Genomic DNA, 25,346 nt, shown 5'->3' on the forward strand with positions numbered 1-25,346 from the left:
CTTTAATTTTTTTATTAAAATAAATAGCTAGCGATGCTTTACACATCGCTAGAATTTTTATTTTGAACTTAGTTTTTAGGTAATGTACTTTCTGTGTTTTCTGATCTCCACAAGTTTGCGTTGTCCAATCTAAAGCTTGAATCCCTTTCCAACTCACCAGGATTTTCACACTTGTTAGGCTCAGCTTCAGGGAAAATAGGTAGTGGTTGATCTACGGATCCAGTTGACTTATCTTGCAAAATAGTAAGCGTTGTAGGTAACTTAGTTATCCAGTATTTACCCTGAGGTTCTCCTACAGGAGCACGCATTTCGTCTGCGATACTCATGTATAGTGGATCACCAATTACGGGTACTTCGCCACCGTTCCAGATTTTTCCAGTAGTCATAAAGAATTGTACGGCATCTTCAAAACCAGGTTTTACCGTTACAATAATTCTTGCTAATCCTGCTTGTAAAAAACTTCTGAATAAAGGGTCTACCGAATTAGAAATATACATTTCTTGCCATTTTTCTCTTTTTCCCCAATAGTAAGGATAAAAAGTATAATCCATAATTTGCCATTCAAACGCCTGTTCCATAAATTTTGCCAATGCAGTATATTTATCAAGATCTTTATCTAAAAGTACTTGAAAGTCTTCCATTCTATCTCCTATGGAAAAACTGGCTCCTAAAGTGCCTATATAATCTTGTAGTAAATAAGCTATACAGTTGTGTTTTAACACATCTTGCTCCATGAAGCGATAAAAGTTACTCATTTGTTCTTTTGCATTTTTTTCTTTTTTCTTTTGTTCTTCATCTAACTTTGCTTGTTCTTCTTGAAATTTTTTATAGGCTTCTTCATAGGCTTTGATTATTGCATTGAAATTTTCGGTTTGCCAAGCTTCTAATTTGTTAGGATTTATTTTTAAATTGAAATACATATTGTATTCAATTCCACCTAAGTTATAACCTGAGTTTTTTAGGCTAAAAGTATCTGATAGGTTTAGGTCATCAATTGCTATTGTTCCAGATATTGTTTCAAACCAAAATTCTTTGTTAATACCATTGCTAAAATCTAAATTAATTCTGCTGGAAGGTCCTGAATCTTTTCTCCAATAAGTGAAGTCAATTTTCACTGATTTAGCTACATATCCATCATTTATTTTTATATTTCTTTGATATACAGGACAATTACCTCCATTATTAAATTTTTCCACAAAAGAATAATGTTGTGTATCTGTTTCTTTTAAAGGGGTCAACTCTACTTTGTAGATTTTAGCCCAATATTCTAATAATTTTCTTGTTGCCTCTTTTCCAGTTGTCATTTTTAATTCTCCTGTGGCATTTCTAGGGTCTACAGGTGTTGTAAGTATTTGACCTTTAGAAACCATAAACGCTAAACGATGCAGCCTTGCTGGTTCTGGCACCATAAATTCAAACATGGTTCTTTTACCATAATTATAAATTTGATTTTTATATTTAATGTCTATCCATCTATATACACCTGAAATGTGTTTAGGTCTAATGCTTTTTGGGTTATTGATTTCAGATACTTTTCCTCTGTTATCAAATTCATGTACGTTTGTTTCTGTATATTCTTTGATAATTTTTTGAACGCGTTCTTCTGAAACTCTGCTCACTACTTTTTCCATTGCTTTTTCCGTAATTTCTTGGGACTTCATAACGGCTTGACGAATGCTGTCTTGCTGAGCTGAATTGTTAGCATAACCACCTGTCATTTCAAAATTATAAGCTCCTGTATTATAACTAAATCGTGTATTTGAGGTTATATTTTGTTCTTTCTTAATTTCTTTTGCAATTTCAGTTTGCATATCAGCTCTTGATGTTTTAGAGGTATCTGATAATTTTTCCGATTCTTGATATTTTGAGGTTGTATCTGTAATTTCAGAGTAATCTCTAGAAACGGATGATTTATGTCGTAACTCACTAGCCATTATGTTTTCAATGTTTGAAACTAACCCTGGCACGTAGGCATGAACACTTTGAACTACTTTTAGGTAATCTGCAATACCCACTCTTTTTATACCGAAATTATTTCTTTTAGAGCGAATATTTTCTTTATGAACGGGGGTTAACATTCCTACTTTTCCATCAGAAAACGCAAGTTTATCTATTTGGGCATAATATTCTTTATTATCTGAAAAAATTAGCTCTACTCTAAAATTAGCTACGGATTGAAATTTTCTAACTAAAATGGGTGGAAATATTATTTTTTGGTCTTTCCCTTGAATATTGGTATAAATTTCCTCAAAATGTCCTAAATCAGTATCTGCAATAATTTTAGCTTTTACAAGCATGGGATCAAGTTCATAAGTATCAAATAAAAAACTCACAAAAGAACCTGAATCTCCCGAACCAACTGTTGCATGGTATCCAAAAGGAATAATTTTATTATTGTTATTGTGTACTGGAATTGTTGCTCCTTCTAGATTTATGTATTGTTCTTGAACTAATGGTGTATTGTCTAAAATAATTTGATCAAGATTTGATATTTTATCTTGTATTTTTGTTAGTATATCTTCTATGGTTTTTAATGTATCATCTAATTGAATTACATTTTCTCCTAATTGTATTTCTCTACTCGACACATTTTCTGGCTTTAACATGGTCTTTTGAGTTAAGAAAACAGAAGGTTTTGAATTTGTAAAGGATCCTATTAGGGTATCAAATGATTCTGAAGATAGTTTAGTCTTAAATACAGCTAAATCTATTTCATTTTTATATTCAAATTCGTAGGGAACAATTTCTATTTTTTTCAATTTATCATATAAAGGCTGTAATTCTTCTTCTGATGCTTTTACATTAATTAATTTATTAATTTCAGATGATACGAGATCTTGTTCTTGAAATTTTAATTGGTTTTGCTCTGCGTAATTACGATATGTTCTCTTATAAGTTTCTTCTCTTTCTTTAAAATAGTGCTGTTGAACGGATTTTAGCTCTAAATCTAATTTTTTGAGTTCTTCTCTTTTATAAATAGCGGTTTGAATCGTTAAATTATTTTGTGCATATAATCGTAGTTGTGTTTGATCAACTCTGGACAACCTAGGATCATTTGTTTCTTCATTTGTTTCTTTAACTGTTTCTTCATGTAAAAACAATTCTTTAGGAATTACTATTTTTCCATTCAAGCTATTTTTTGCAGGATCTTCACCATTTATTTTTACAAATTCTTCATCTATTTCTATATTTTGTGCAAAGCCTGTGTGAATAGCTTTTAGTATATCGCAAAGAGCTTCTTTTATATAAAAGTTTTTTTGGGTTATTATTTGATAAATTAAATTATCCCAAAGTATTGTTAATTTACTAATGGCTTCTGAGGTTAATCCTCTGTTAGAATCCATCATTTGTTTGTAATAATAATCAGTCTTTTCCCAATCTTGGTCTGTAATTTCTTCTCTTTTTGTAATTTTTCTACCAATAGATAGTAACTGTTCATAATTCTCATTTTTTAATTCTTCTTCTGAATTAAAAGGAATGAATTTTAGTCCTTTTCTTTCAATAAAATCTTCTATTGCCTTAATTTTTGAGGTGTTTTGAGGGCAGTTCATAATTACTTCATCAAAAACTCCTTTTACTACTTTAGGTCTTTGTATAAAGCTTAAATTTTTTATTTTAGTTTCTGTTAATTGTGGGTTTCTTAAACTCACCATTCTAAAAAGCGTTTGTGACGCATCATTTCTTGTACTCATTTTTTATTATTTAAAATTACTAATGAATTATTATTTTTGTTTCTGTTTATGATAGATGGAGGGATAGGCAAAACGGATCATTTGTTTTTCACCAACTTTTTTACTATCTCATCTAGTTTTTCTCTATTTTGGTCTACATAGTACATTCCCGCTTGTATAAGCTCATAAATATTCTTTTCTGTAGTATTATCCATTTCAGGAGAAGCGTTTCGTAATAAAGGGGCTAAGCGATAATAGTTTTTACGGTTACGCGTACCTAATGCCTGATACATTGTGCTTAAATGATAATTAACTGTTTCAGCATTTGAAGACAATAAAATATCTATCAATGGACTAATCCATTTAATTTTACCTGCCTCTTGAAACTTTTCAAAAGCATAGGGTTTTAACACCTCTCCAGTTCCAATGGATACAATGATCAGATCTTTAACCTCAGGATAATCTACTTTATTCGGGTTATTAAGAATTTTTGAAAATGGAATTTTACTAGCTTCGGCAAAGGCGCATAAAGCAGGGTTATTAGCATAAACGCCTCCATCAATTAATGTAAATTCTTGACCATACAGCGATTTAATTTTTGCTGGTTCAAAATAGGTAGGAGCTGCGCTTGTGGCTCTACAAACATCTTTTACATAAAAATTTTCTAAATCAGTATGTGCTTCATGACTACAAAAAAACTTGGCTTTTCGTTGATGGATATCATAAGAAGTAATAAGACATGGTTTTATTAGTTTTTTAAGTTCTGTTTTTCCAAAAATAATATCCAGTTCTTTTTCAATATTTTTCTGAGATATTTTTTCATTAAATAGACCAAATGGATTAAATATTCCTTCCCAAAATGAAGTGTTGAATATTTTTTCGCCTTCTTTTTGGTATAAATCCATGGCTTTGTTAACCGAAAATAATGCTTGATTACTATTATCAGGATGTAAAAGAAAACAAGCTAATAACCCTCCTGTGCTACTCCCTGCTATTAAATCAAAATAATTTCCAATTTTAGCATTAGGATTGTCTTCTTTTTGCAATTGTTCTTCTATATACTTAAGAATAACACAGGTTATAATACCTCTTATTCCGCCTCCATCTAAACTTAAAATTCTTATTTTACTAGACATCTTTTTATCGTTTATCTTTTTTTTTATTTTTAAAATAGACACAAGAATTCCTATTGGAATAATTCTAGTCTTAAGAACTATCCCAGTACTTTATTTGTTTCATACAATAATTTTTTATGCTAAAATGATTTAAAAAACTATTTGACTTAAACACCTTCATTTGGCATTTAAACGATTATAATCTTAACAAGTAGACTATAATCTTTCAACAATACAAATATACAAGATTATTTTCGTAATAACAAGTAATTATTAGATTATTTTCTGATTAAATTAGAAATAAATCAAACCAAATAAGCTTTATAAGACTTTAAACCATTATGTAAAGAAATTTTTCATACTTTTACTTCAAATTTTACGATTACAGTATGGTTTCAGAACGATTAGGACATTATTTAGAGAAAAAAGGAATTAGTTTTTATGCTTTTGAAAACAGCTTAAATGCTGGAAGAGGAAGTATTTCTAAAGCCGTAAAAGAAGGAAAAAGCATTGGTTCAAGTATGCTAGAAAATATTCTTTCATTGTACATTGATTTAAATCCTACATGGCTCTTAACAGGAGAGGGAAATATGCTAAAGGATGATGATTTTATCTTAAACAAATCTATCCAAGCTTTTCCTTTAAAAACAGATAATTCTGTTCATTATCAACAAATCCCTTTATATGACATTGAGGCTACAGCTGGTTTAGTTCCTTTATTTTCGGAGTCTTCAAACAATGTCCCTTTAGATTATATTTCGATTCCTAACTTACCTAAATGCGATGGTGCTATTTATGTAACAGGTGACAGTATGTATCCTTTACTAAAAAGTGGTGACATTGTATTATACAAGGAAATAAATGATATTCAAAATGAAATATTTTGGGGAGAAATGTATTTGTTAAGTATTGAAATGAGTGGTGAAGAATTTGTAATGGTTAAATACATTCAAAAATCAGAAAACGCAAACTTTGTAAAATTAGTTAGTCAAAACAAACATCACCAAGACAAGGAAGTAGAAATAAGCAAAATAAGAGCTCTAGCCTTAATTAAAGCCAGTATACGAATTAATTCTATGAATTAATTCGATCCCTATTTTTAAATTTGTTTAACCTAGATTATGCGTTAGACTTTGTCTTGAAGATAAAAGTACACGTTTTTTTATCACAGCTATCGTTATACTGTATTGAACACAAAAAATGGAGTACTTTTTTAGATTGAAAGTTATCTTTATCTACACTAAATTTATAATATATAATCTGGGCTTAAAATCAATTAATAAAAATTATACAAAAAGTAAAATTACAAATACCATTTATTACTAAAGTTTCAAACGATGAAGTCTTCCAAAAATCTTTATCTAATTATATACTCTTTTAAAAAATAAGACAAAAAGAATCCTTATCATTCAGAAAATTCAAACGACTTCTTGTTTCCAAAAGTGCTTCTTTATTGAGGGTTACTAATTGCACATCAGAAGTTTCAAAAGGTTCAACTATATAATTTCCAAGATAATCTACCACTTGCGAATGTCCTACGTATTCCAGTTGACTGCCATCAGTACCTATACGATTAACGCCTATCACATACGAAAGATTTTCTACCGCACGGGCGCGCAATAAAATATCCCAAGCTTGTACTCTTGGTTTCGGCCAACTGGCTACATAAATGAGTACATCATAGTTTTCGACATTACGTGCGAATACTGGAAAACGTAAATCGTAACAAATTTGGAGACAGATTTTCCAGTCTTTGTATTCTACAATTACTTTTTCTTTACCCGCAGTAAAAACGGCTTCTTCTTTTGCCAAAGTAAACAAGTGACGCTTGTTGTAATACTGCATACTCCCGTCAGGATGTACAAAAAGCATACGGTTGTAGTAATTCCCTTCTTCTTCAATCACCACGCTTCCTGTAATCGCACAGGCATTTTGTATAGCTAGTGTTTGCATCCATTGCACGGTCGCACCCGTCATGGTTTCGGCAACCGCGGAAGGATTCATAGTAAAACCCGTGGTAAACATTTCTGGCAACACGATTAAATCAGTAGCTTCTTGAATAGCATTGATTTTTTCTTCTAAATAATTTCGATTGGCTTGAGGATTTTCCCAAACCAAATCAGATTGTATTAAGGCAATTTTCATTTGCATCTCTTAAATTTCATTAGGTTGCATCCATTGTATTCCTGAACCTTTAAAATAATTCAGAATATACGGTACTGCTGTTTGTGCTTTTTCATGAACATCGTGGAAAAGCAAAATCCCTCTTCGCCACAATAACATCAAACTTATTTGTCTGTCAGCCACTTCCCTAGCGGTGATATGTGCATTCCAATCTTGCGAATCGATATTCCACAAAACCACTTTAGACTGCGTAGCTCCCAAACTTTTAGCTAATTCTTCTGTTCTTTGACCATACGGCGGACGAAAATATACGGGTTTATCAGAATCGGTCAATTGTTGAATTAAATCACTCGTATAAGTAAGTGAAGTTTTCCATTCTGCTAATCTCTGGTGTGAAACATGTGTTTTTCCATGCGATGCCAACAAATGACCTTGATATAAATTTTGAATTTGTTTATCCGTCTGCATTCGTTTTTGTAAGGCGTCACCAAGAACAAAGAAAACACCTTTTTGATGTTGCTCATTTAGGACTTTAACCATCTTATCCGTATTCCCATTTTTTACCGTTGGCCCATCATCAAAGGTTAATAAGAATTGCTTTGCAGGCAAATTAAAACCATTGATTTCATTTTTTGCCATCAATCCTATTTCACTCGTAATTCTAGGGTACAAAGAGGCTAAACGACATTGCTCATACAGATATTTATCATAAAAATCCAAACTGGCTTGATACCACGCTTTCAAAGCAGAAGGCATTTTTACTTCTGGATGCATTTTAGCAACATCTTCCCATGTATTGATTTCATTTATTGCAATCAAATCTTGAAGCGAAGCTTTCGTTAACGACTTAAAATTAGCTAGAATGATTTGTTTTGTTTTTGTTTCCCATTCCCGAACGGAAGTCACCGATACTTTTTTCAAATCAAGTTTTTGTTGCAATTCGGCTTCATTAAGTCCTTCATAAGCTTTAAATGCTTTTGAAAAAGCTATCATTTCGCACTTGGATGCCACATCAAAATTATGTGCACTATGGATAGGATAGGGCCATAAAGTCCTATCTATTTTTGCAATTTTATCGGGTCCGTTACTTGCCAAACAAAAATTCGTCAGCAACAAGAATCCAATAACTATTGTTTTAGCAAGCTTATAAACGTTGTTGTACTCTGCTAATCGCTTTGTCATACACTGGATTTTGTTTATGTTGTTTGGCCAATTGATAATTTTCTAATGCTTCCTGGAAATGATTTTTTGCTTCATAAATACGAGCAATGTTATAATAAGAACCTGCTTTCACCGTATTTGCCGTAGTACCATTAGCTAAGGCAATGGCTTTACGATTGGCCCATAAAGCCTCCGCTTCTCTCCCTGATTTTTGAAATACCAATCCTAAATTCCCGTAAAACAATCCTTCTGTAGGATTTAATTCAATAGCATCTTGATAAAAACCTATTGCGGTTTCATAATTACCAGCGTGGTATTGTTCTTCCCCTCTTTTATTAATTTGCTTTGCAGTTGCAACATCACTGGCAGAAACCATTGTTTGCTGTTCTGAAGGGCGGTATTCACGTAGTATTGAACGTACACCTTCCCAAGACGAAGCATCTCTGTAATCATTAATATCCACTAAGTTTCCATTTTCATCAATGATAAAAGGAATCCAAACGGTTCCTACTTTACCTGCTTGTGGCGTATAGGTTTTGATTAAAGTATTTCCAATGTACACATATACTTTTGCTCTACTGATGTTGGCCAAATTTGCATTATTTGGATTATCCTTATCAGAAAAATTATGCACCGCATACACATACTTTTTACCTTGTAATTTTTTAGAAATAGTGATGGTTTCCGGTCCAAAACTGTCTGTGTCGTCCACGTCTAATTTTGCATTCACCGCATCCATTTGGTAATAACACACGTATCCTCCTTGATAAGACAAGTGCGAATCAATATCCAACGGTCGTTGTCCCCAACTTAACACGATACGCATTCCATCTAATTCGGTCATAAACGGACTGATGGCATAGGTTAAACCTCCGCAAGGACATTTAGAAACCAAGGTGGAATACCCTTCTTTTTTAATAATAAGGGTTAAGTCATTGGTATTTCGAAATTCCTCTGGAATCATCACTTTTCCAGCGGAATTGGTCATACGTGTTAATGAGGTTTCTCCATTTTTTTGAAAGATAACTTGAGCATTCGGAATCACTTTATCTTTTACCACGGCACTCAATACAAGAATTTCATTAGTATTTTGTGCTAAGAATGTTTGAACGATAAAAAATAGAGCAATACTTAAAATATTTTTCATGATTTTTAACTGTTTAATTTGCTTTGTCTAATTTTTCCCAAAATGCTAAAAAATCCTTTTTTATCTTTTCAGGTAAAGTTTCAAAATCAGCATCGTATTTTGTTTCAGTAAAATTATCTTCGGCGGTCACCCAAAATTTGTAAACCACATTCTTGTAAACAAGTACGCCCCAAACTTTTTGCAATGGACTTTCAGGTCCTGCCTCATTTTCGTCAACTACCAATAACATTTCGGCATTACCATCCCTATCGGCATCGCTATACATCATCCTATTATTAACAAAAGCCAAGGATTTATTTACGGGGTGTGTAAATACGGTAGAAAAAGATTTGGTATAGCCATCTGGAGTTTTGGTGAATTTTTCGATAAAAAGTTCGTCGTTCGCAGCGCCAGATTTGTTTTTAGAAACTACCAAAACATTCTCGGTTCGGGTATCATTGATTCCTGTAGCAAACATTTTTCGGTCGCCTTGAAAAGGAAGGTCATTCTTGGTCAGATTTTGTGTAAAAGCACTAACTACAGTGGTTACTTGTGCCTGAAAGGAATTCGTAATCCAGAGGGTAGCCAGTAAAAATAGTTTTTTCATTGTTTGTTTTTTAGAACCCAAATTTAAGAATTTGTTGGTCAAAAAGTTCCATAGGATTTACTTTCTCAAAAGCTAGTTTCAAAGGGGCAAAATTTTTCACTTCAGTTTCTGAGGGCATATCCTCTTTCATGGTATTTACTTGCGTCATTTCAATCTTACCAGTCATCACCTCATAATTAGCGATGGTTTGCCCTCCAGCACCTGCATGAAAACTTTCCAACGACTTAAGAAATAATCCTCCATTTTCAAATTGAAAAATAATAGTGGTCGTACCCGAAGGCCCCAGTCCCGAAAGCTCCATCATCAACTGATTTTCCACTATAGATATGGTTTCGGAGTCATAAATTTTATATCCTTCACCACTATATTCAACAGGAAAGACTTGTTCTGACTGCTGGAACAACTGCCTTCCTTTTTCCTTATCACCCAAAAACACTAAGGTCTTTCTAGCCATAGTATCGTCTTCTATATTTCTAAGCACATAAGCATAATCTTTTAACCCATCTTGATTCAAATCGCCATCACATTCGTACTGAATTTCAAAACCCTCGGGAATATACTCTTGAATAGCATTTTGAATTTGCGGAGGATTAGGGTTTTCTTTAGCTACTTTAGGTTGAGGCTTAGCAACCTCTGCAATGGGTTTATCGTTTTTACAGCTTCCTAGCAAAAAACAAAGCATAGAAATACTGAATATAGTTAGTTTCATCGTTTAATTAGTTAAAGTTTACGGAAATAGCACTAAAACATCATTGCCTAAATCGTAAGCGTACAAATCGTCTTTTTCAGCATCATAATACAACCATTTAATTTTAGTTGTTCTACCTTCAAAAGAAGTACCTAAACCTATAAGCGTATAGGTTTTGCCTTCACGTACTTGCTGTTCAATGGAATACTCTAACGCATCTCCTGCTTCGAGATGTGCTTTTAATAATCCATCATCAGAATTAGCCACATAATATTCGACCCAGTTATATAGTTGTTTCAAATATCCTTCGGAATATTCGTTTTCATTAAACCAATGGTATTTGAACTCTTTTTTGTAAGTTTTACGAAATTGAGACAGTTTTCCTTCCTTTATTTTCTTAAAGGAAACCAACCACTCCGCCTGCTCAGGTGTTTCACCATCTCCTGCAATATAAATAGTGTCTATTTTCCAATGCACTTCTACTTTATCTCCTCGAAGTAATGTTCTATCGTCGTTAGTATCATTGATAAAACTGTATATTTTAGCCTCCTTTCTGAAATTTATCAGATGATAATCACCTTCATCATTATAACTAACAAATTCAAAAACATCTGAAAATAACTTAGAAGCTTGCGTTTTATTTATCTTGGAGGATTGCTCTTGTGGTTCTTTTTGTAATGCAACTGTGTTGTCCTTGCAACTGTACAAACAAACAATCAACAAGGTTACGAAAACATTTTTTAGAAATTGCATATATTAGTTTAGTTTTTAGTGAGCTTAATTAGAAGCATTTGATGCTAAAAATGTCTTTACTTTTTCAAAGCTATAGCCCTTTCCTTCTTCTAAAGAACCTGTTTCTTGCACCTTGACCAATTTACCTGAAGCCTCTAAAATCATAAAAACGGGGTAACCGTGTTTTTCTCCAGGATTGCCCTCATATTGACTAAAGAACTTTTCGTTTTTATTCTTAGGAGACCAATTCAAATGATAATACAAATAATTGGCATCAACCAGTTGTTTCAATGCCTCATTTTTATTGATAAAATCATTCAATCGCAAACACCAAATACACCAGTTTCCTCCTACTTGAATTAAGACTTTCTTGTGTTCTTTTTGGGCAACAGCCAGCAATTCTTTTACTTTAAGTGAGGCATCTTCCTCTTCATGATACGGTTTGGCTAAAACCGCTTTTTCCTGTTCGACTTTCTTTTTAGCTTCTGCTTTTTCATCGGTGGTTTGAGCGAAGTTAGCTTGACCTATTAAAAGCAAGCACAAGATTAACTTTTTCATTTATAAAAAAATTTTACGTGAATATACTAAAAAAAGAAAACCCTTTCAGTCAAGATAGACCGAAAGGGTTATAAACTTATGTTAAAGCGATTATTTCAAACTCGCTTTTAAGTATTCACTATTCATACGAGCGATATTTTCTAATGAAATACCTTTTGGACATTCGATTTCACAAGCTCCTGTATTTGTACAGTTACCGAATCCTTCTTCATCCATTTGGCGCACCATATTCATTACACGCTGTGTAGCTTCTACCTTTCCTTGTGGTAACAAGGCATATTGAGAAACTTTTGCTCCTACGAATAACATGGCAGAACCATTTTTACAAGTAGCCACACAAGCACCACAACCAATACATGCCGCTGCTTCGAAAGCTTTGTCAGCATCTACTTTAGGCACAGGAATTGCATTTGCATCAATCGTATTACCAGAAGTGTTTACAGAAACAAATCCACCCGCTTGTTGAATACGATCGAAAGCTGTTCTGTCTACTACTAAGTCTTTGATTACAGGGAAAGCTTTACTTCTCCATGGCTCTACATAAATTGTATCACCGTCGTTAAACATACGCATGTGTAACTGACACGTCGTAATTCCTGTATCAGGTCCGTGCGCACGACCATTGATAAACATAGAACACATCCCGCAAATTCCTTCGCGACAATCGTGGTCAAAAGCAATAGGTTCTTTCTTTTCAGCGATTAATTGCTCGTTTAATTGGTCCATCATTTCTAAGAATGAACTATCAGTAGATACATTGTTTAGCGAATAATCTACCATTTGTCCTTTGTCAGAAGCTTTTTTCTGACGCCAAACTTTTAATTTTATATTGATGGTTTTCTTTGATGCCATAATTTTATTTTTTAAGTGATTAGTGACTAGTAAAAAGTGATTAGCGCAATCTAAACTTCTATTTACTTTTCACTATTTACTTTTTACTATTTACTACTTATAATTACGAGCTGCAATTTTAATGTATTCGTATTTCAACTCCTCTTTATGCAATACCGATTTATTAATGTCTGCCCCTTGGTATTCCCATGCGCCTACGAATGCGAAGTTTTCATCATCACGTAAGGTTTCTCCTTCAGCATCTTGATACTCTTCACGGAAGTGACCTCCACACGATTCTTTACGTTGTAACGCATCCATTGCCATTAATTGACCTAATTCCATAAAGTCAGCTACACGTAATACTTTTTCTAACTCCGTATTCATTTCATCAGCAGCACCAGGAACATACACATCAGCATAAAACTCTTTTCGTAAGGCATCAATTTCAGCAATGGCTTCCGTTAAGCCTTGAGCGTTACGCCCCATACCTACTTTATTCCACATAATAAGTCCTAGTTTTTTATGGAAGTAATCAACCGATTTAGAACCATTATTGTTTAAGAACGCATTAATTTGGTCTCTAACGTTTTTCTCTGCTTCAACGAATTCAGGTAAATCAGTAGAAATTGCCCCTGTACGAATTTCATCTGCTAAATAGTTAGAAACTGTATAAGGTAATACGAAATAACCATCTGCTAACCCTTGCATTAAAGCGGATGCTCCTAAACGGTTGGCTCCGTGGTCAGAGAAGTTGGCTTCACCCGCTACGAAACATCCTGGAATAGTAGATTGTAAGTTATAATCAACCCATACACCACCCATAGTATAGTGTACTGCTGGGTAAATTTTCATTGGGGTTTCATAAGGATTTTCATCCGTAATTTTTTGGTACATGGTAAATAAGTTACCATATTTTTCTTCTAACCAAGCTTTTCCTAAAGCAACAATTTCCTCTTGCGAAGGATTGTGATTTCCTTTAGCATAAGCCGCTTGCTTACCTTTTGCGATTACCTCAGAAGCAAAATCTAAGTAAACCCCTTCATTCGTGTCGTTAGCTTCAATACCAAAACCAGCATCACAACGCTCTTTTGCTGCACGAGAAGCTACGTCACGCGGTACTAAGTTACCAAACGCTGGGTATCTTCTTTCTAAGAAATAATCTCTATCTTCTTCAGCAATTTGAACGGGTTTTAATTTCCCTTCACGAATTGCTTCTGCATCTTCTTTTTTCTTTGGAACCCAAATACGACCTGAGTTACGTAATGATTCCGACATTAAGGTTAACTTTGATTGATTGGTTCCGTGAACTGGAATACAAGTTGGGTGAATTTGCACATAACAAGGATTTGCAAAATAAGCCCCTTGTTTGTGGATTTTCCACGCTGCCGTTACGTTACTTCCCATTGCGTTAGTTGATAAGAAATATACGTTTCCATATCCACCAGATGCAATGATTACGGCATGCGCTGAATGTCTTTCAATTTCACCTGTAATTAAGTTACGAGCAATGATACCACGAGCTTTACCATCAACTTTCACTAATTCTAACATCTCGTGACGGTTGTACATTTTTACACGTCCTAAACCAATTTGACGAGATAAAGCAGAATAAGCCCCTAATAATAATTGCTGTCCTGTTTGACCCGCCGCATAGAATGTACGTTGTACTTGCGTACCCCCAAAGGAACGGTTGTCTAACATACCTCCGTATTCGCGAGCAAAAGGAACCCCTTGTGCCACACATTGGTCGATGATATTACCTGAAACCTCAGCTAAACGGTGTACGTTAGCCTCACGAGCACGGTAGTCACCCCCTTTGATTGTATCGTAAAATAAACGGTATACTGAGTCACCGTCATTTTGGTAGTTTTTAGCTGCATTTACCCCTCCTTGTGCTGCAATAGAGTGCGCACGACGTGGTGAATCTTGGAAACAAAATGCTTTTACATTATATCCCATTTCTCCTAAAGAAGCAGCAGCCGAAGCACCTGCTAAACCTGTACCAACAACGATAACATCGATTTTTGGACGGTTGTTTGGAGCAACTAATTTTAAATTATTTTTATGATTTGTCCATTTCTGAGAAATGTGACCTTCAGGTATTTTAGAATCTAACTTCATATCTTATATAGTAAGCTGATTATTTAACAAAGTGAATATAAACCGGAATGATAGCAAACAATAATGGAACGATGATTGCAAATAATTTTCCGAATGTTTTGATAGCTGGCGTGAATCCGTTGTTAACTCCTAACGATTGGAAAGCACTTTGGAATCCATGTAATAAGTGGAAAGCCAATACAGCCATAGCTAACACATATAAAATAGTAGCAATCAAACCAAAAGAAGGGTTTTTGAAGAACTCAATCGTGATTTTGTGTAAATCTTTGTAGCCTTCACCTACTTTGATGTTTGCCATTTTGTTGTAAATATCTTTCCCATTTTTGATTTCCATCCCTTGTTGCTCTAACAACATCTTGTCCGCTGGGAAAAACTGACCTGCTTGTGTACCAATGATGTAGTCTGCTTTTTGCCCCATTTGTTCAACAGTAATCGTTTGTAATGGCATTTGTGAAAAGTGCATTTTAGCCCAAAAATTAGCCATGTGCGTAATGATAAAAACCAATATCAAGGTTCCTAAAACTGCCATATTTCTTGATGCCAATGAACTACTGTTTTGAGGACTGCTCATTGCATAAGCTACAGGACGTGCTTTTTTGTTTTGAATGGTTAACATAATCCCATCCACCGCATGGAATAGGATTGAAAAATAAGTTACATAAGAAAGTAATTTTACCGCTGGATTGGTAGTCATAAATAACGCATACTGATTAAACTGTAACGCATCGCCAAAGATTAACTGTAAGTTACCCGCTAAATGACCAGCCAAAAACAAGCATAAAAATAAACCTGTAAGAGCCATCCAGTATTTTTTTGCAATAGATGACTTTAGAAGTGCAGATTTTGCCATAGTATTAGATTGATTGTATAGTTTTATAAAAAATCAAGCAAAAATAAAGGAATTTAGGGGTAAATACAACCTAGCAAATGTTATTTATAATGAATATAAAAAGGAACTTCTTAAAAAAACAAAGGATTTATAACAATATATCCAAAAACGCTGAATTATTTAGAAGCTACAATTTCTATAACAGTTTCTTCTCTTATTTCCTGTGATTCTAAGACTAATTGATACTTAGATATGGGTAAATAAAATTGATTATTTTTTGCTTTTTCGATTTTTATATTTGGATCTTTTTTCTTCCATTTTTCAACTATGGATTCTGGCAATTGAAAATTATGATCTACTTTGTTCAATCCTGGCATTGCTTCAATTTCTTTTAAAAAAACAATTTGATTAACGCTGTTTTTTAGTTTTAATTTGACTTTTCTCGTTTTATTTGAATAAAACCAAAATTCTGTTTTAGGTTCAAATGTCTTTTCCCAATTACTCCAAGCACTTCCCCAGTCTTCATTTCTAACGATTGGTTTTGTTGGGTAGAGTATAATATTTTTCGTATGTGTTTGGTCATTTATTTGTTGTACTTTTTCTACATTTACTTTGTAAAGTGAACGTCCGTGTGTACCTACAATTAAATCATTTGATTTTTTTTGTAAAACTAGGTCATGTATAGCAACTTTTGGCATACCTGATGTAAAATCTTGCCAGACTAAACCTCTATCTAAGGTAATATATAAACCATTATCTGTTCCTACGTACAGAATATTTTCATTTTTATAATCTTCTACAATAACATTTACTGGACTATTTGGCATATTAGATGCGATAGGTTTCCAAGTTTGTCCATAATCATCTGAAATATAAATCATGGTTGTAAAAACATCGTTTCTATATCCATTTAAGGTAGCATATACTCTTTCTTTAGTATGAATTGATGCTACTATTCTGGATACCCAAAAATTTTGGGGTAAAGAGTTGGATATTTTACGCCAACTGGCTCCTCCGTCTTTTGATATATGTATTAAACCGTCATCACTACCTGTATACAGCAATCCAAATTGTAATTTACTTTCGGATATAGTGGTAATAGTACCAAAAGTTATGTTTCCTTCTTTAGCTTTTTTTGTTAAATCGGGCGAAACAATTTCCCATGTATCACCTTGATTCATTGAACGATGTAAGAAATTAGAGCCCATATATAATATATCTTGATTATGAGAAGATAATAAAATAGGGGTTTGCCAATTAAAACGATAAGGTTTTTCTTCTTTATTGGGTTTAGGTGTTATGCTTACTGATTTGTTTTTAGCTCTATCAATTCTTTGGTAATATCCAAATTGAGAACCTGTAATGATGATATTAGGGTTTCTATTATCAATCTGGACTTGCATTCCATCGCCTCCTGACAAAAACTGATACGGATATATCCCTTCTTGTTGCCAATCTAAAGAATGTTTATAATCATTAGGTCCAACCCAAACGCCATTATCTTGTAATCCTCCATATACATTATAAGGTTCTTGTTCGTCTACATTTACAGTATAAAATTGACCTACTGCTTGATTATTACACTTCAACCAATTTTTCCCTGCATCGTATGAAATATTTACACCTCCATCATTTCCATTAATGATATGATTGGAATTATTAGGATTTATCCAAATTGCATGATGATCTGCATGTACATTATCTCCTTGTATGGATCTAAATGTCTTTCCTCCGTCTTCCGATAATACTATGGGAACACCTCCTGTAAAAATACGATTTGGATTTTTTTTATCTACGGCAATATTTGCAAAATAATAACCGTAGGTATAAAATAAATCATCTATATATTTTTCATTCGTTTTTTTCCAGGTTTTTCCACCATCTTCTGTTTTATACACTTCAGCTCCTATTACCTCTGTTTCTAACAAGGTTTGATTAGGGTCTTTTGAATTTATTTTTTGTACACTAGGTCGTTTGTTTTGATTATCTAAAATAGCGTATATAACATTTTCATTGTAAGAAGCTAGACCAATACGTCCTATCCCTTCATTATGGGGAAAGCCGTTATCTCCATTAGTCACACAATGCCAAGTGGTGCCTCCATCCGTGCTTTTGTAGATTCCAGAGGAGATGCCACTACCCGAAAAGTGCCACGCTTTTCTATCACGTTGCCAGACGGAAGCGTATTGAATGGAAAAGTCATTAGGCGCATAAGTAACATCAATAACACCTGATTCATCATTTGCAAATAATGCTTGCTTCCATGTTTTGCCTCCATCGAGGGTTTTAAAAACACCTCTTTCATTATTTTTAGTATATAAATGACCAATAACTCCTACTATAATTTCATCTGAATTATCTGGATTTATAAGAATCTTACTGATATGATGTGATTCTTTTAATCCTACATTTTCCCAAGTTTTACCTTTGTCTTTAGATTTTAACAAGCCTATTCCTACATAAGAAGAACGAGATGAATTAGCTTCCCCAGTACCTAACCAGATTGTTCCTGATTTCCAATCAACTGATACTGCTCCACAATTTTGTGTTGGAGCAGTATCTAAAACAGGCTCAAATGAGTTTCCATTATTATTTGTATACCAAAGTCCTCCTGAAGCATAAGCCACATAAAACTCCGTTGGGTTTTGAGGATTAACGGCAAGATCCACCACACGACCGCTCATAATAGTAGGACCTATATTTTTAAAAATAAGCGATTTAAACCAAGAAGTTTTTTCTAATTCTTGTTTTTGTTTCCATGATTTATGAACTTCGTCACTATTTGTTTGTGTGTAAAAAACAGTTGATATAAACAAAAATAAGGGAGTATAGAATTTCATTTATGCAATTGATTTAAGATTTCTATAAAAATAATACAATAAACCTTTATAAATTTACAACTTGGAGAAGTTTAACTTTTACAGTCTATGGTTCAAACTAATAAACTACTTACTACAAACGATATTGACTTTTCAGATGTTATAAAACAATTTCAAAGTCATTTCAAACCACTGTACTTAAAAAAGAATACGTTTTTTGTGGAACAAAACGAAATCTGTCGCTTTTTTTGTTTTATTACTTCTGGAATCTTACAACATGCTATAGAAATAGATCATGAAGAAAAAACAACTTATTTATCTCTAAAAAATACTTTTACAGCTTCGCTAAAGAGTTTTTTAACCCAAAGTCCTTCTCGAAAGCACATCAAAGCACTTGTAAACACAGAACTATTGGTGATATCTTTAGAGGATTTTATGAAACTGAAAGAGGAAAATCCTGTTTTTAATCAATTTTATTATGACCTAATCGAAAGACAAAGTTGTTTAATTGATGATTATCGCATTGATTTATTGGCTTTAAGTCCTGAAGAACGATATAAAAAACTTTTAGAAAACGAACCTAAATTATTAAATGAAGTTCCTTTACATTACTTGTCCTCTTTTTTAGGAATTTCAAACAGGCACATGAGTAGAATAAGAAAGAATAGTTTGCAGCGGTAGTAACAAATACTAGAGCTCATAACTAATATTCAAATTAAAAATTACGCCATTTGGCTACTTATAAATAAAATCCGTTTGAGTACTTTTGGTTATCTAAAAAATATACCAATGAAATACTTACCAATAAACCGAGAGCTGTACATCAAAAATCGTAAAAACTTTATGGCTCAGATGAAATCAAACGGAGTAGCTGTATTTAATTCTAATGACATCTATCCTGTGAGTGCTGATAGTACTTTACCATTTGCACAACACCGTGATATTCTTTTTTTATCGGGTGTTGATCAAGAAGAAAGTATTCTAGTATTATTTCCTGATGCCCCTTATGAACATTTAAGAGAGATTTTATTTTTAAGAGAAACCAATGAGCATATTGCCATCTGGGAAGGAGAAAAATTAACCAAGGACCGTGCTTTTGAAATTTCAGGGATCAAATCTGTATACTGGTTACAAGATTTCCATAAGGTATTGAAAGAGGTGATGATGTATGCGGATACAATGTACATTAACACGAACGAGCACTATCGGGCAAGTGTTGAAACAGAAACTCGTGAAGACCGCTTTATCAAATGGTGGAAAAACGAATATCCAGCGCATAAAGTTGAAAAATCAAATCCTATTCTACAAAGATTACGTTCTATAAAAGATTCTATTGAATTAGAATTAATACAAACTGCATGTAATATTACAGAAAAAGGAGTTCGTCGTATACTAGGTTTTGTAAAACCTGGCGTAACAGAATATGAAATTGAGGCAGAATTTGCTCACGAGTTCTTACGAAACCGTTCTAAGGGTTTTGCTTATACACCAATCATAGCTTCAGGTGCTAACGCTAATGTATTGCATTATATAGAAAACAACCAAGTTTGTAAAGATGGCGATTTATTATTGTTAGATGTAGGGGCTGAATATGCTAATTATTCATCTGACTTGTCACGTACTATTCCTGTAAATGGTCGTTTTACTGAAAGACAAAAAGCTGTTTATAATGCTGTTTTAAAAGTAAAAAACGAAGCCACTAAATTATTGGTTCCAGGTGCTTTATGGAAAGAGTATCATATAGAGGTTGGTAAAATAATGACTTCTGAACTATTAGGCTTAGGCTTATTAGATAAAGCGGATGTTCAGAACGAAAATCCAGATTGGCCCGCTTATAAAAAATATTTTATGCACGGCACCTCACACCACATGGGGCTAGACACACATGATTATGGTTTGTTACATGAACCTATGCAGGCAAATATGGTATTTACTGTTGAACCAGGTATTTATATTCCAGCGGAAGGTTTTGGTATTCGTTTAGAGGATGATGTAGTTATTCAACCATCTGGTGAACCATTTAATTTAATGAAAAACATTCCTATTGAAGCGGATGAAATTGAGAGTTTGATGAACGCTTAATTTTTAAATAAGAAAAAAGGGAGGTGTCCTAAAAGAACGCAATCTTGTCATCTTGTATTTGCAAAGAGAGGCTTGAACGAAGTGAACAGACGAATCACATAGTACGATCCGATCGTAGAAGTGACAAACTAGATGTTAAGTTACGCTTTTTAGACACCCCTTTTTTATATATTTACCAAAATAAAAAAGCAACAGAAATGAAATATCTTGGAATTTTACTTATATTCTTAGTCTCTTTTTCTTTACATTCTCAAGAAAAATTAACGCAAGATCTAGCTTTAAAGCTAAGTAAAATGCCATTGCATTGCATCAACACTCAATTTCCAAACAAAACCAATCATCTTTCAGATTCTGAGAAAGACGCTCTTTTATTACCGAAAGATTTACATCCTTCCTTTTATGGTTGTTTGGATTGGCACAGTAGCGTACATGGTCATTGGATGTTGGTCAAACTTTTAAAAGATTTTCCGTCCATTGAAAACAAAAATGAAATAATAAACATTTTAAATCATTCTTTTCAAAAAGATAAAATTCAAATAGAATCTGAATATTTTGGAAAATATACTGCTTCAAAAGGATTTGAAAGAACGTATGGTTGGGCTTGGCTTTTAAAATTAGATTTAGAATTAAGCACTTGGAATAACGATTTGGGACAAAAATGGCATCAGGAATTACAACCGCTTACTCAAAAAATAGTAACCCTTTGGAAAGAATATTTACCCAAACAAACCTACCCTAATCGTACAGGAGTACACCCTAATACAGCTTTTGGGTTATGTTTTGCTTATGATTGGGCTCATCACAACAAGGAACATGCTTTTTTAAATTTAATCATTAAAAAAAGTAATGATTTTTATTTAAAGAATGTTCAAATCCCATCACATTTAGAACCGGATGGTTCTGATTTTTTTTCACCAAGCTTACAAGCTGCTGACTTAATGACCAGAATACTTTCTACTAAAGAATATCAAACTTGGCTAACAAAGTACTTAACAAAACAGGGGATCGAAAGACTATGCCAATCTCCTACTGTGAGTGATAGAAACGATTACCAAATAGTACATCTTGACGGATTGTCTTTCAGTCGTGCATGGAATATGAAAAAAATTGCCAAAAAATTACCCGATAATAACAAACTAAAGCTGAGGTTAAACACAACCGCTAACCAATTCATCAATACATCTTTAAAAGTTATTTTTGATGGTGGATATGGCGGCGAACATTGGCTGGCTTCTTTTGCTATTTACGCTCTTTCTATAGAGTAAGTGGAATTATAACGACTACTTTGCTACTTTTGTAACATGAATTTCATTACTTACAAAAATACAAAAATTGCTTATTCCAGTCACGGAAACGGTTCAGCTATAGTTTTACTTCATGGTTTTTTAGAAAATTCAACGATGTGGGATTTTTACAAAGACGAGTTCTCTAAGGAATATCAAGTGGTTTGTATTGATTTATTAGGTCACGGAAAAACTGAATGTATAGGGTATATTCACACCATGGAAGATATGGCAGAAGTGGTGTTTGCTATTTTATCTAATTTAAGTATAAAAAAAGCAACTCTTGTAGGACATTCTATGGGAGGATATGTTTCTTTAGCTTTTGCAGAAAAATACCCTGAAATGATGAGTGGTTTGGTCTTATTAAACGCTACAGCTTATGCGGATGATCACGAGCGCAAAATAAATCGTAACAGAGCTATCAAAATGGCACAGAGAGAATACAATTCTTTAGTACAAATTTCTGTAGCAAATTTGTTTAGTACGGAAAACAGAGAACAACTTAGTGATGAAATAAACCGAGTAAAATCGGAAGCACTTAAAACTCCTCTACAAGGTTATATTGCTTGTCAGGAGGGAATGAAAATAAGAAAAAATCGTGTCAAGATTTTACAAACCGCATTCTATCCTACGTTACTCATTTTGGGAAAAAAAGATGGCATTCTTAATTACAATGAAAACATTAAACAATTAGAAGATACTTCAACTGAATTAGTTTCTCTGCCCGATGGACACATGAGTCATATTGAAAATAAAGAGGTATTAGGTCCTCTCTTAATAGACTTTTTTAAAAAATGTTAAACCACAGTTTCTTCAAAAGCTATTTCAGGATTCAAAATCGCTAAAATCAGTTGAATTAATTCTGTTTTAAAACTTTCTAGAATTTCTGTCGTAATCTGGGTTTTAATTTCTTTTTCTACCTTAAATCCAAAAGGCATAAAACCTGCTTTCATATTTTTAAATGATATAATTCCTACTTCCAATGGAAATTCATTTAATTCCTTTTGATACATTAAGGCATAACAAAGCAATTGAATAATTTTTTCATTTTTCAAATCAGTTGTCAAACCATCCCATAAAGTAATTTTAAGCCCATTTGCTTCAACTTTTCCTGTTTTATAATCAATAATCCTTACCGCATTATTTCGAACCTCTATTCGGTCTACATTTCCTGATAATTTAACGATATAAGGTAAACGTGGATCTTCAATTTCAACCATCAAAGTGGTTTCTAATTTTAGAACCTTTATTGTATCTCCTTCCTGTACATTTTTTTTTTCTTGTTTGAGAAAATTGGAAACATTTCGTTTGGCTACTTCATAGGCTAATAGGTTTTTCCCTTTTTGTACTTCCCCTTCTTTATAAACTGCTTTAAATTGTTTGTAAACCTCATCATCAACAGAAATTAACATTTGTTGTATGCTTTCTTCTGTCAGGTATTTATCTAAATAAGGTTTATACAATTCCTCTAAAGTCTGATGAATAATAGTTCCTAAAGTATTGAGTGCTATATTTTCTTCTACCTCTTCACTTTCTCGGATTGACAAGATACGTTGAAAATAAAATTGAATAGGATTTCGTATATAAGCGGTTAAAGCAGATGGTGAAAAACCTTTGTTGGAAGCAATTTCATATAATCGTTGCATTACTGCTTCTGATTTTTCAATTCTCATGGGTTGATAAGCAATAGTTGGAATTTCGGGTTGCATGGTTTTAAAAACCAACTGATGATTGGGTTGTTTTTCAACCTGCAATTGGGTTATAAATCGGCTTTTTTCACCTCCATCTAAACCCTCATTTTCTGTATTATAGATTAAAAAAATGTTTTTAGCACGCAGGATCAAATGGTAAAAGTGATAGGTATAAATGGCATCTTTTTCTTTAAAGGTAGGCAATCCTATTTCTCGCTTTACATCGAACGGAATAAAGCTATTGGTAGATTTACCAGCAGGAAATTTTCCTTCATTCATAGAAGTAATGATAACTGTTTCAAAATCTAAAACACGGCTTTCTAATACTCCCATTATTTGTAAACCCGACAAAGGTTCTCCTTCAAAAGAAACTTCTGCTAAATCAATTATTTGTTTATAAATAGAGTATAATGCAGCTGACGACTGTACAAAATCATTTTTTTCACAATAGGAAATCAGTTTATTAATGACTTTATAGATGGCATATAAGAATGTCTTGGCAATTTTATCTTCTTGTGTATTATCAGAAAGACATTGTTTTATATGTAATAGTATAAAACCTAATCGTTGAGCAACAACCAATGGCTTTTCGTCCCACCTTTCAAATAATAAATTAAACAAATCGGATGGGTTAGTATGAAGAGAGAGTAAACGTTCTTGAGTAATAAAAGTAAGATTATTCTTTTTTATTATCTGGATTAAATCTTTTGCTTTTACAAAACTCTCAATAATAGGATTTGATAAAACATCTAGTATATCTTTGTAATAAAATACATAACTCGTAGCATTTCGTTGAATGGCATTAGTGTGCATTTTAAAAAGTTTGTTCAATAAAATTTGTATTGGGTTATTCCGAGCAGAATATCCCATTGTAATATTTAAACTGGAAACTTCTTCAGGTAATGAATGCAAGGTAGGAACTAATAAATTTTCATCTCCTAAAACCAAAGCTACTTTATTAAGTGAATTAGGATCTGTACTTACTATATTTTGAATAATATTAGATACAATTTTAGACTGCCCAATTGATTTTGATGAACCGATGATTTCTATTTTTTTTTCTTGTGAAAACTCATCTATAATCCAATCCAAAGGATTGTTTTTATAATGTCCCCATTGCATTTTAAATTTACGAATGAAGAGACCCGCATCGTGATGTGGATCGTTTAAAAAAACACGATCTATATCCCAAAGGATTTCAGCTTTATCAATAGCCACCAAATGTTGAATTATTTTTTCTTCTGCCTGATTAAGTGCGTTAAATCCTGCGAAAATTAGTTTTTGAGCTTTTAATTGTTGCGCAAAAAACTCTAAGTTTTCAACGGCTTCTTTATAAATTAATCCTTGATAACCAACCCCTTTAGAAAGGAGCGATTCATAATATTTTTGATAATAATTTGGGACTTTGTCCCAAAATAAAATTTGTTTATGAATTAATTCTGTTTTTTGATTGGGTTCTAAATTCCAACGTTTTAAAACTTCTATTTCTTTTAAATAAGAAAACACATAATTGGGTTTAATCAAATAACGATCAATTTCGTTAAAATCTTGCAATAGGATTTTGGCCCAATTAGAAAACTGTTCAAAATCTTGTCGTTCATCTATTGGGGTTATTTCAAGATAAACATCATAAAAAGCAAATAGCAACTCTATGTTATCTAAAGGACGAATTCCCGCTAAGTCTTGTATAAATTCTTCAATACTTATAATAGTGGGTGCAAATGCATATTGGGAAAAATATTGTTTTATCTTATCTAATAAAAAAACTCTTGCCCTTTTATTAGGTAAAACTATTACAATGTTTTCTAAATCATTTGAGTGATTATTAAAAAGGAAAAGAGTCAGCTTATCAAGAAAAGTAATCATGTGCTAAAAATAAAAAAACGCCTCGAAAATTGAGGCGTT

19 protein-coding genes are annotated in these 25,346 nt (G+C 33.0%); 5 read left to right on the forward strand and 14 right to left on the reverse strand.

The window, feature by feature from the left end; translation table 11 throughout:
- Window positions 1-68: 68 nt before the first annotated feature.
- Both B0A78_RS03975 and B0A78_RS03980 read right to left on the reverse strand, forming a co-directional pair.
- On the reverse strand, window positions 69-3,692 hold the full coding sequence (locus B0A78_RS03975; RefSeq protein WP_123907261.1) for a hypothetical protein: 3,624 nt from the start codon (window positions 3,690-3,692) through the stop codon (window positions 69-71).
- Window positions 3,693-3,769: 77 nt separating this feature from the next.
- On the reverse strand, window positions 3,770-4,807 hold the full coding sequence (locus tag B0A78_RS03980) for a patatin-like phospholipase family protein (RefSeq protein WP_088466274.1): 1,038 nt from the start codon (window positions 4,805-4,807) through the stop codon (window positions 3,770-3,772).
- A 368-nt stretch (window positions 4,808-5,175) separates the two neighbouring features.
- Between B0A78_RS03980 and B0A78_RS03985 the strand changes: the two genes are divergently transcribed.
- Window positions 5,176-5,871 (forward strand): S24 family peptidase, encoded by a 696-nt coding sequence (locus B0A78_RS03985; protein WP_065212875.1) that lies wholly within the window; start codon window positions 5,176-5,178, stop codon window positions 5,869-5,871.
- A 292-nt stretch (window positions 5,872-6,163) separates the two neighbouring features.
- Here B0A78_RS03985 and B0A78_RS03990 read toward each other — a convergent pair whose 3' ends face one another.
- The 11 genes from B0A78_RS03990 to B0A78_RS04040 form a co-directional block, all read right to left on the reverse strand.
- Window positions 6,164-6,931 (reverse strand): amidohydrolase, encoded by a 768-nt coding sequence (locus B0A78_RS03990; protein WP_169859089.1) that lies wholly within the window; start codon window positions 6,929-6,931, stop codon window positions 6,164-6,166.
- A 9-nt stretch (window positions 6,932-6,940) separates the two neighbouring features.
- Window positions 6,941-8,092: a polysaccharide deacetylase family protein gene (locus B0A78_RS03995; RefSeq protein ID WP_097609404.1), complete on the reverse strand. Its 1,152-nt coding sequence runs from the start codon at window positions 8,090-8,092 to the stop codon at window positions 6,941-6,943.
- Window positions 8,055-9,218 (reverse strand): YfaP family protein, encoded by a 1,164-nt coding sequence (locus tag B0A78_RS04000; protein WP_097609405.1) that lies wholly within the window; start codon window positions 9,216-9,218, stop codon window positions 8,055-8,057. Before B0A78_RS04000 ends, B0A78_RS03995 begins: the two co-directional genes overlap by 38 nt.
- A 13-nt stretch (window positions 9,219-9,231) precedes the next feature.
- Entirely contained in the window at window positions 9,232-9,804 is a 573-nt protein-coding gene (locus B0A78_RS04005) for a hypothetical protein (RefSeq protein WP_123906731.1), read from the reverse strand.
- 10 nt (window positions 9,805-9,814) lie between these two features.
- Window positions 9,815-10,513, reverse strand: coding sequence for a hypothetical protein (locus tag B0A78_RS04010; protein ID WP_123907263.1), 699 nt, complete (start codon window positions 10,511-10,513; stop codon window positions 9,815-9,817).
- Between the two features lie 18 nt (window positions 10,514-10,531).
- Window positions 10,532-11,245 (reverse strand): hypothetical protein, encoded by a 714-nt coding sequence (locus tag B0A78_RS04015; protein ID WP_097609407.1) that lies wholly within the window; start codon window positions 11,243-11,245, stop codon window positions 10,532-10,534.
- Between the two features lie 24 nt (window positions 11,246-11,269).
- Window positions 11,270-11,782 carry a thioredoxin family protein gene (locus B0A78_RS04020; protein ID WP_097609408.1) on the reverse strand — a complete coding sequence of 171 codons (513 nt, stop codon included), beginning with the start codon at window positions 11,780-11,782 and terminating at the stop codon, window positions 11,270-11,272.
- Window positions 11,783-11,872: 90 nt separating this feature from the next.
- A complete protein-coding gene (locus B0A78_RS04025; protein WP_014165914.1) occupies window positions 11,873-12,634 on the reverse strand; it encodes a succinate dehydrogenase/fumarate reductase iron-sulfur subunit in 762 nt (253 codons plus the stop codon).
- A 93-nt stretch (window positions 12,635-12,727) separates the two neighbouring features.
- Window positions 12,728-14,737 (reverse strand): fumarate reductase/succinate dehydrogenase flavoprotein subunit, encoded by a 2,010-nt coding sequence (locus B0A78_RS04030; protein WP_014165913.1) that lies wholly within the window; start codon window positions 14,735-14,737, stop codon window positions 12,728-12,730.
- Between the two features lie 19 nt (window positions 14,738-14,756).
- The gene (locus B0A78_RS04035) at window positions 14,757-15,587 is read right to left on the reverse strand and encodes a succinate dehydrogenase cytochrome b subunit (protein WP_014165912.1); all 831 of its coding nucleotides are present in this window, start codon (window positions 15,585-15,587) and stop codon (window positions 14,757-14,759) included.
- A 155-nt stretch (window positions 15,588-15,742) separates the two neighbouring features.
- A complete protein-coding gene (locus B0A78_RS04040) occupies window positions 15,743-18,406 on the reverse strand; it encodes a WD40/YVTN/BNR-like repeat-containing protein (RefSeq protein ID WP_186808985.1) in 2,664 nt (887 codons plus the stop codon).
- Window positions 18,407-18,493: 87 nt separating this feature from the next.
- Between B0A78_RS04040 and B0A78_RS04045 the strand changes: the two genes are divergently transcribed.
- The 4 genes from B0A78_RS04045 to B0A78_RS04060 all read left to right on the forward strand — a co-directional run bounded on the left by B0A78_RS04045 (window position 18,494) and on the right by B0A78_RS04060 (window position 22,551).
- A complete protein-coding gene (locus B0A78_RS04045) occupies window positions 18,494-19,066 on the forward strand; it encodes a Crp/Fnr family transcriptional regulator (protein WP_014165910.1) in 573 nt (190 codons plus the stop codon).
- Window positions 19,067-19,174: 108 nt separating this feature from the next.
- Window positions 19,175-20,467, forward strand: a complete 1,293-nt coding sequence (locus B0A78_RS04050; RefSeq protein ID WP_065212869.1) for an aminopeptidase P family protein — start codon at window positions 19,175-19,177, stop codon at window positions 20,465-20,467.
- A 197-nt stretch (window positions 20,468-20,664) separates the two neighbouring features.
- Complete coding sequence (locus B0A78_RS04055; RefSeq protein ID WP_097609409.1) at window positions 20,665-21,732, forward strand: DUF2891 domain-containing protein; 1,068 nt, start codon at window positions 20,665-20,667, stop codon at window positions 21,730-21,732.
- 36 nt (window positions 21,733-21,768) lie between these two features.
- Complete coding sequence (locus tag B0A78_RS04060) at window positions 21,769-22,551, forward strand: alpha/beta fold hydrolase (RefSeq protein ID WP_014165907.1); 783 nt, start codon at window positions 21,769-21,771, stop codon at window positions 22,549-22,551.
- On the opposite strand, the gene B0A78_RS04065 is transcribed toward B0A78_RS04060, so the two are convergent.
- Window positions 22,548-25,307: a PD-(D/E)XK nuclease family protein gene (locus B0A78_RS04065; protein WP_065212867.1), complete on the reverse strand. Its 2,760-nt coding sequence runs from the start codon at window positions 25,305-25,307 to the stop codon at window positions 22,548-22,550. The genes B0A78_RS04060 and B0A78_RS04065 overlap by 4 nt on opposite strands.
- Between the last annotated feature and the right edge of the window lie 39 nt (window positions 25,308-25,346).

Origin of the sequence: Flavobacterium columnare NBRC 100251 = ATCC 23463 (assembly GCF_002530675.1) — a bacterium.
Lineage (GTDB): Bacteria > Bacteroidota > Bacteroidia > Flavobacteriales > Flavobacteriaceae > Flavobacterium > Flavobacterium columnare.

Bases quoted from the DNA above. Each gene is read 5' to 3' on its own strand.
- B0A78_RS04005 (WP_123906731.1), bottom strand. From the start codon at position 9,804: ATGAAAAAACTATTTTTACTGGCTACCCTCTGGATTACGAATTCCTTT.
- B0A78_RS04000 (WP_097609405.1), bottom strand. From the start codon at position 9,218: ATGAAAAATATTTTAAGTATTGCTCTATTTTTTATCGTTCAAACATTC.
- B0A78_RS04065 (WP_065212867.1), bottom strand. From the start codon at position 25,307: ATGATTACTTTTCTTGATAAGCTGACTCTTTTCCTTTTTAATAATCAC.
- B0A78_RS04055 (WP_097609409.1), top strand. From the start codon at position 20,665: ATGAAATATCTTGGAATTTTACTTATATTCTTAGTCTCTTTTTCTTTA.
- B0A78_RS04010 (WP_123907263.1), bottom strand. From the start codon at position 10,513: ATGAAACTAACTATATTCAGTATTTCTATGCTTTGTTTTTTGCTAGGA.
- B0A78_RS04025 (WP_014165914.1), bottom strand. From the start codon at position 12,634: ATGGCATCAAAGAAAACCATCAATATAAAATTAAAAGTTTGGCGTCAG.
- B0A78_RS03975 (WP_123907261.1), bottom strand. From the start codon at position 3,692: ATGAGTACAAGAAATGATGCGTCACAAACGCTTTTTAGAATGGTGAGT.
- B0A78_RS03980 (WP_088466274.1), bottom strand. From the start codon at position 4,807: ATGTCTAGTAAAATAAGAATTTTAAGTTTAGATGGAGGCGGAATAAGA.
- B0A78_RS04040 (WP_186808985.1), bottom strand. From the start codon at position 18,406: ATGAAATTCTATACTCCCTTATTTTTGTTTATATCAACTGTTTTTTAC.
- B0A78_RS03985 (WP_065212875.1), top strand. From the start codon at position 5,176: ATGGTTTCAGAACGATTAGGACATTATTTAGAGAAAAAAGGAATTAGT.
- B0A78_RS03995 (WP_097609404.1), bottom strand. From the start codon at position 8,092: ATGACAAAGCGATTAGCAGAGTACAACAACGTTTATAAGCTTGCTAAA.
- B0A78_RS04050 (WP_065212869.1), top strand. From the start codon at position 19,175: ATGAAATACTTACCAATAAACCGAGAGCTGTACATCAAAAATCGTAAA.
- B0A78_RS04060 (WP_014165907.1), top strand. From the start codon at position 21,769: ATGAATTTCATTACTTACAAAAATACAAAAATTGCTTATTCCAGTCAC.
- B0A78_RS04020 (WP_097609408.1), bottom strand. From the start codon at position 11,782: ATGAAAAAGTTAATCTTGTGCTTGCTTTTAATAGGTCAAGCTAACTTC.
- B0A78_RS03990 (WP_169859089.1), bottom strand. From the start codon at position 6,931: ATGAAAATTGCCTTAATACAATCTGATTTGGTTTGGGAAAATCCTCAA.
- B0A78_RS04015 (WP_097609407.1), bottom strand. From the start codon at position 11,245: ATGCAATTTCTAAAAAATGTTTTCGTAACCTTGTTGATTGTTTGTTTG.
- B0A78_RS04030 (WP_014165913.1), bottom strand. From the start codon at position 14,737: ATGAAGTTAGATTCTAAAATACCTGAAGGTCACATTTCTCAGAAATGG.
- B0A78_RS04035 (WP_014165912.1), bottom strand. From the start codon at position 15,587: ATGGCAAAATCTGCACTTCTAAAGTCATCTATTGCAAAAAAATACTGG.
- B0A78_RS04045 (WP_014165910.1), top strand. From the start codon at position 18,494: ATGGTTCAAACTAATAAACTACTTACTACAAACGATATTGACTTTTCA.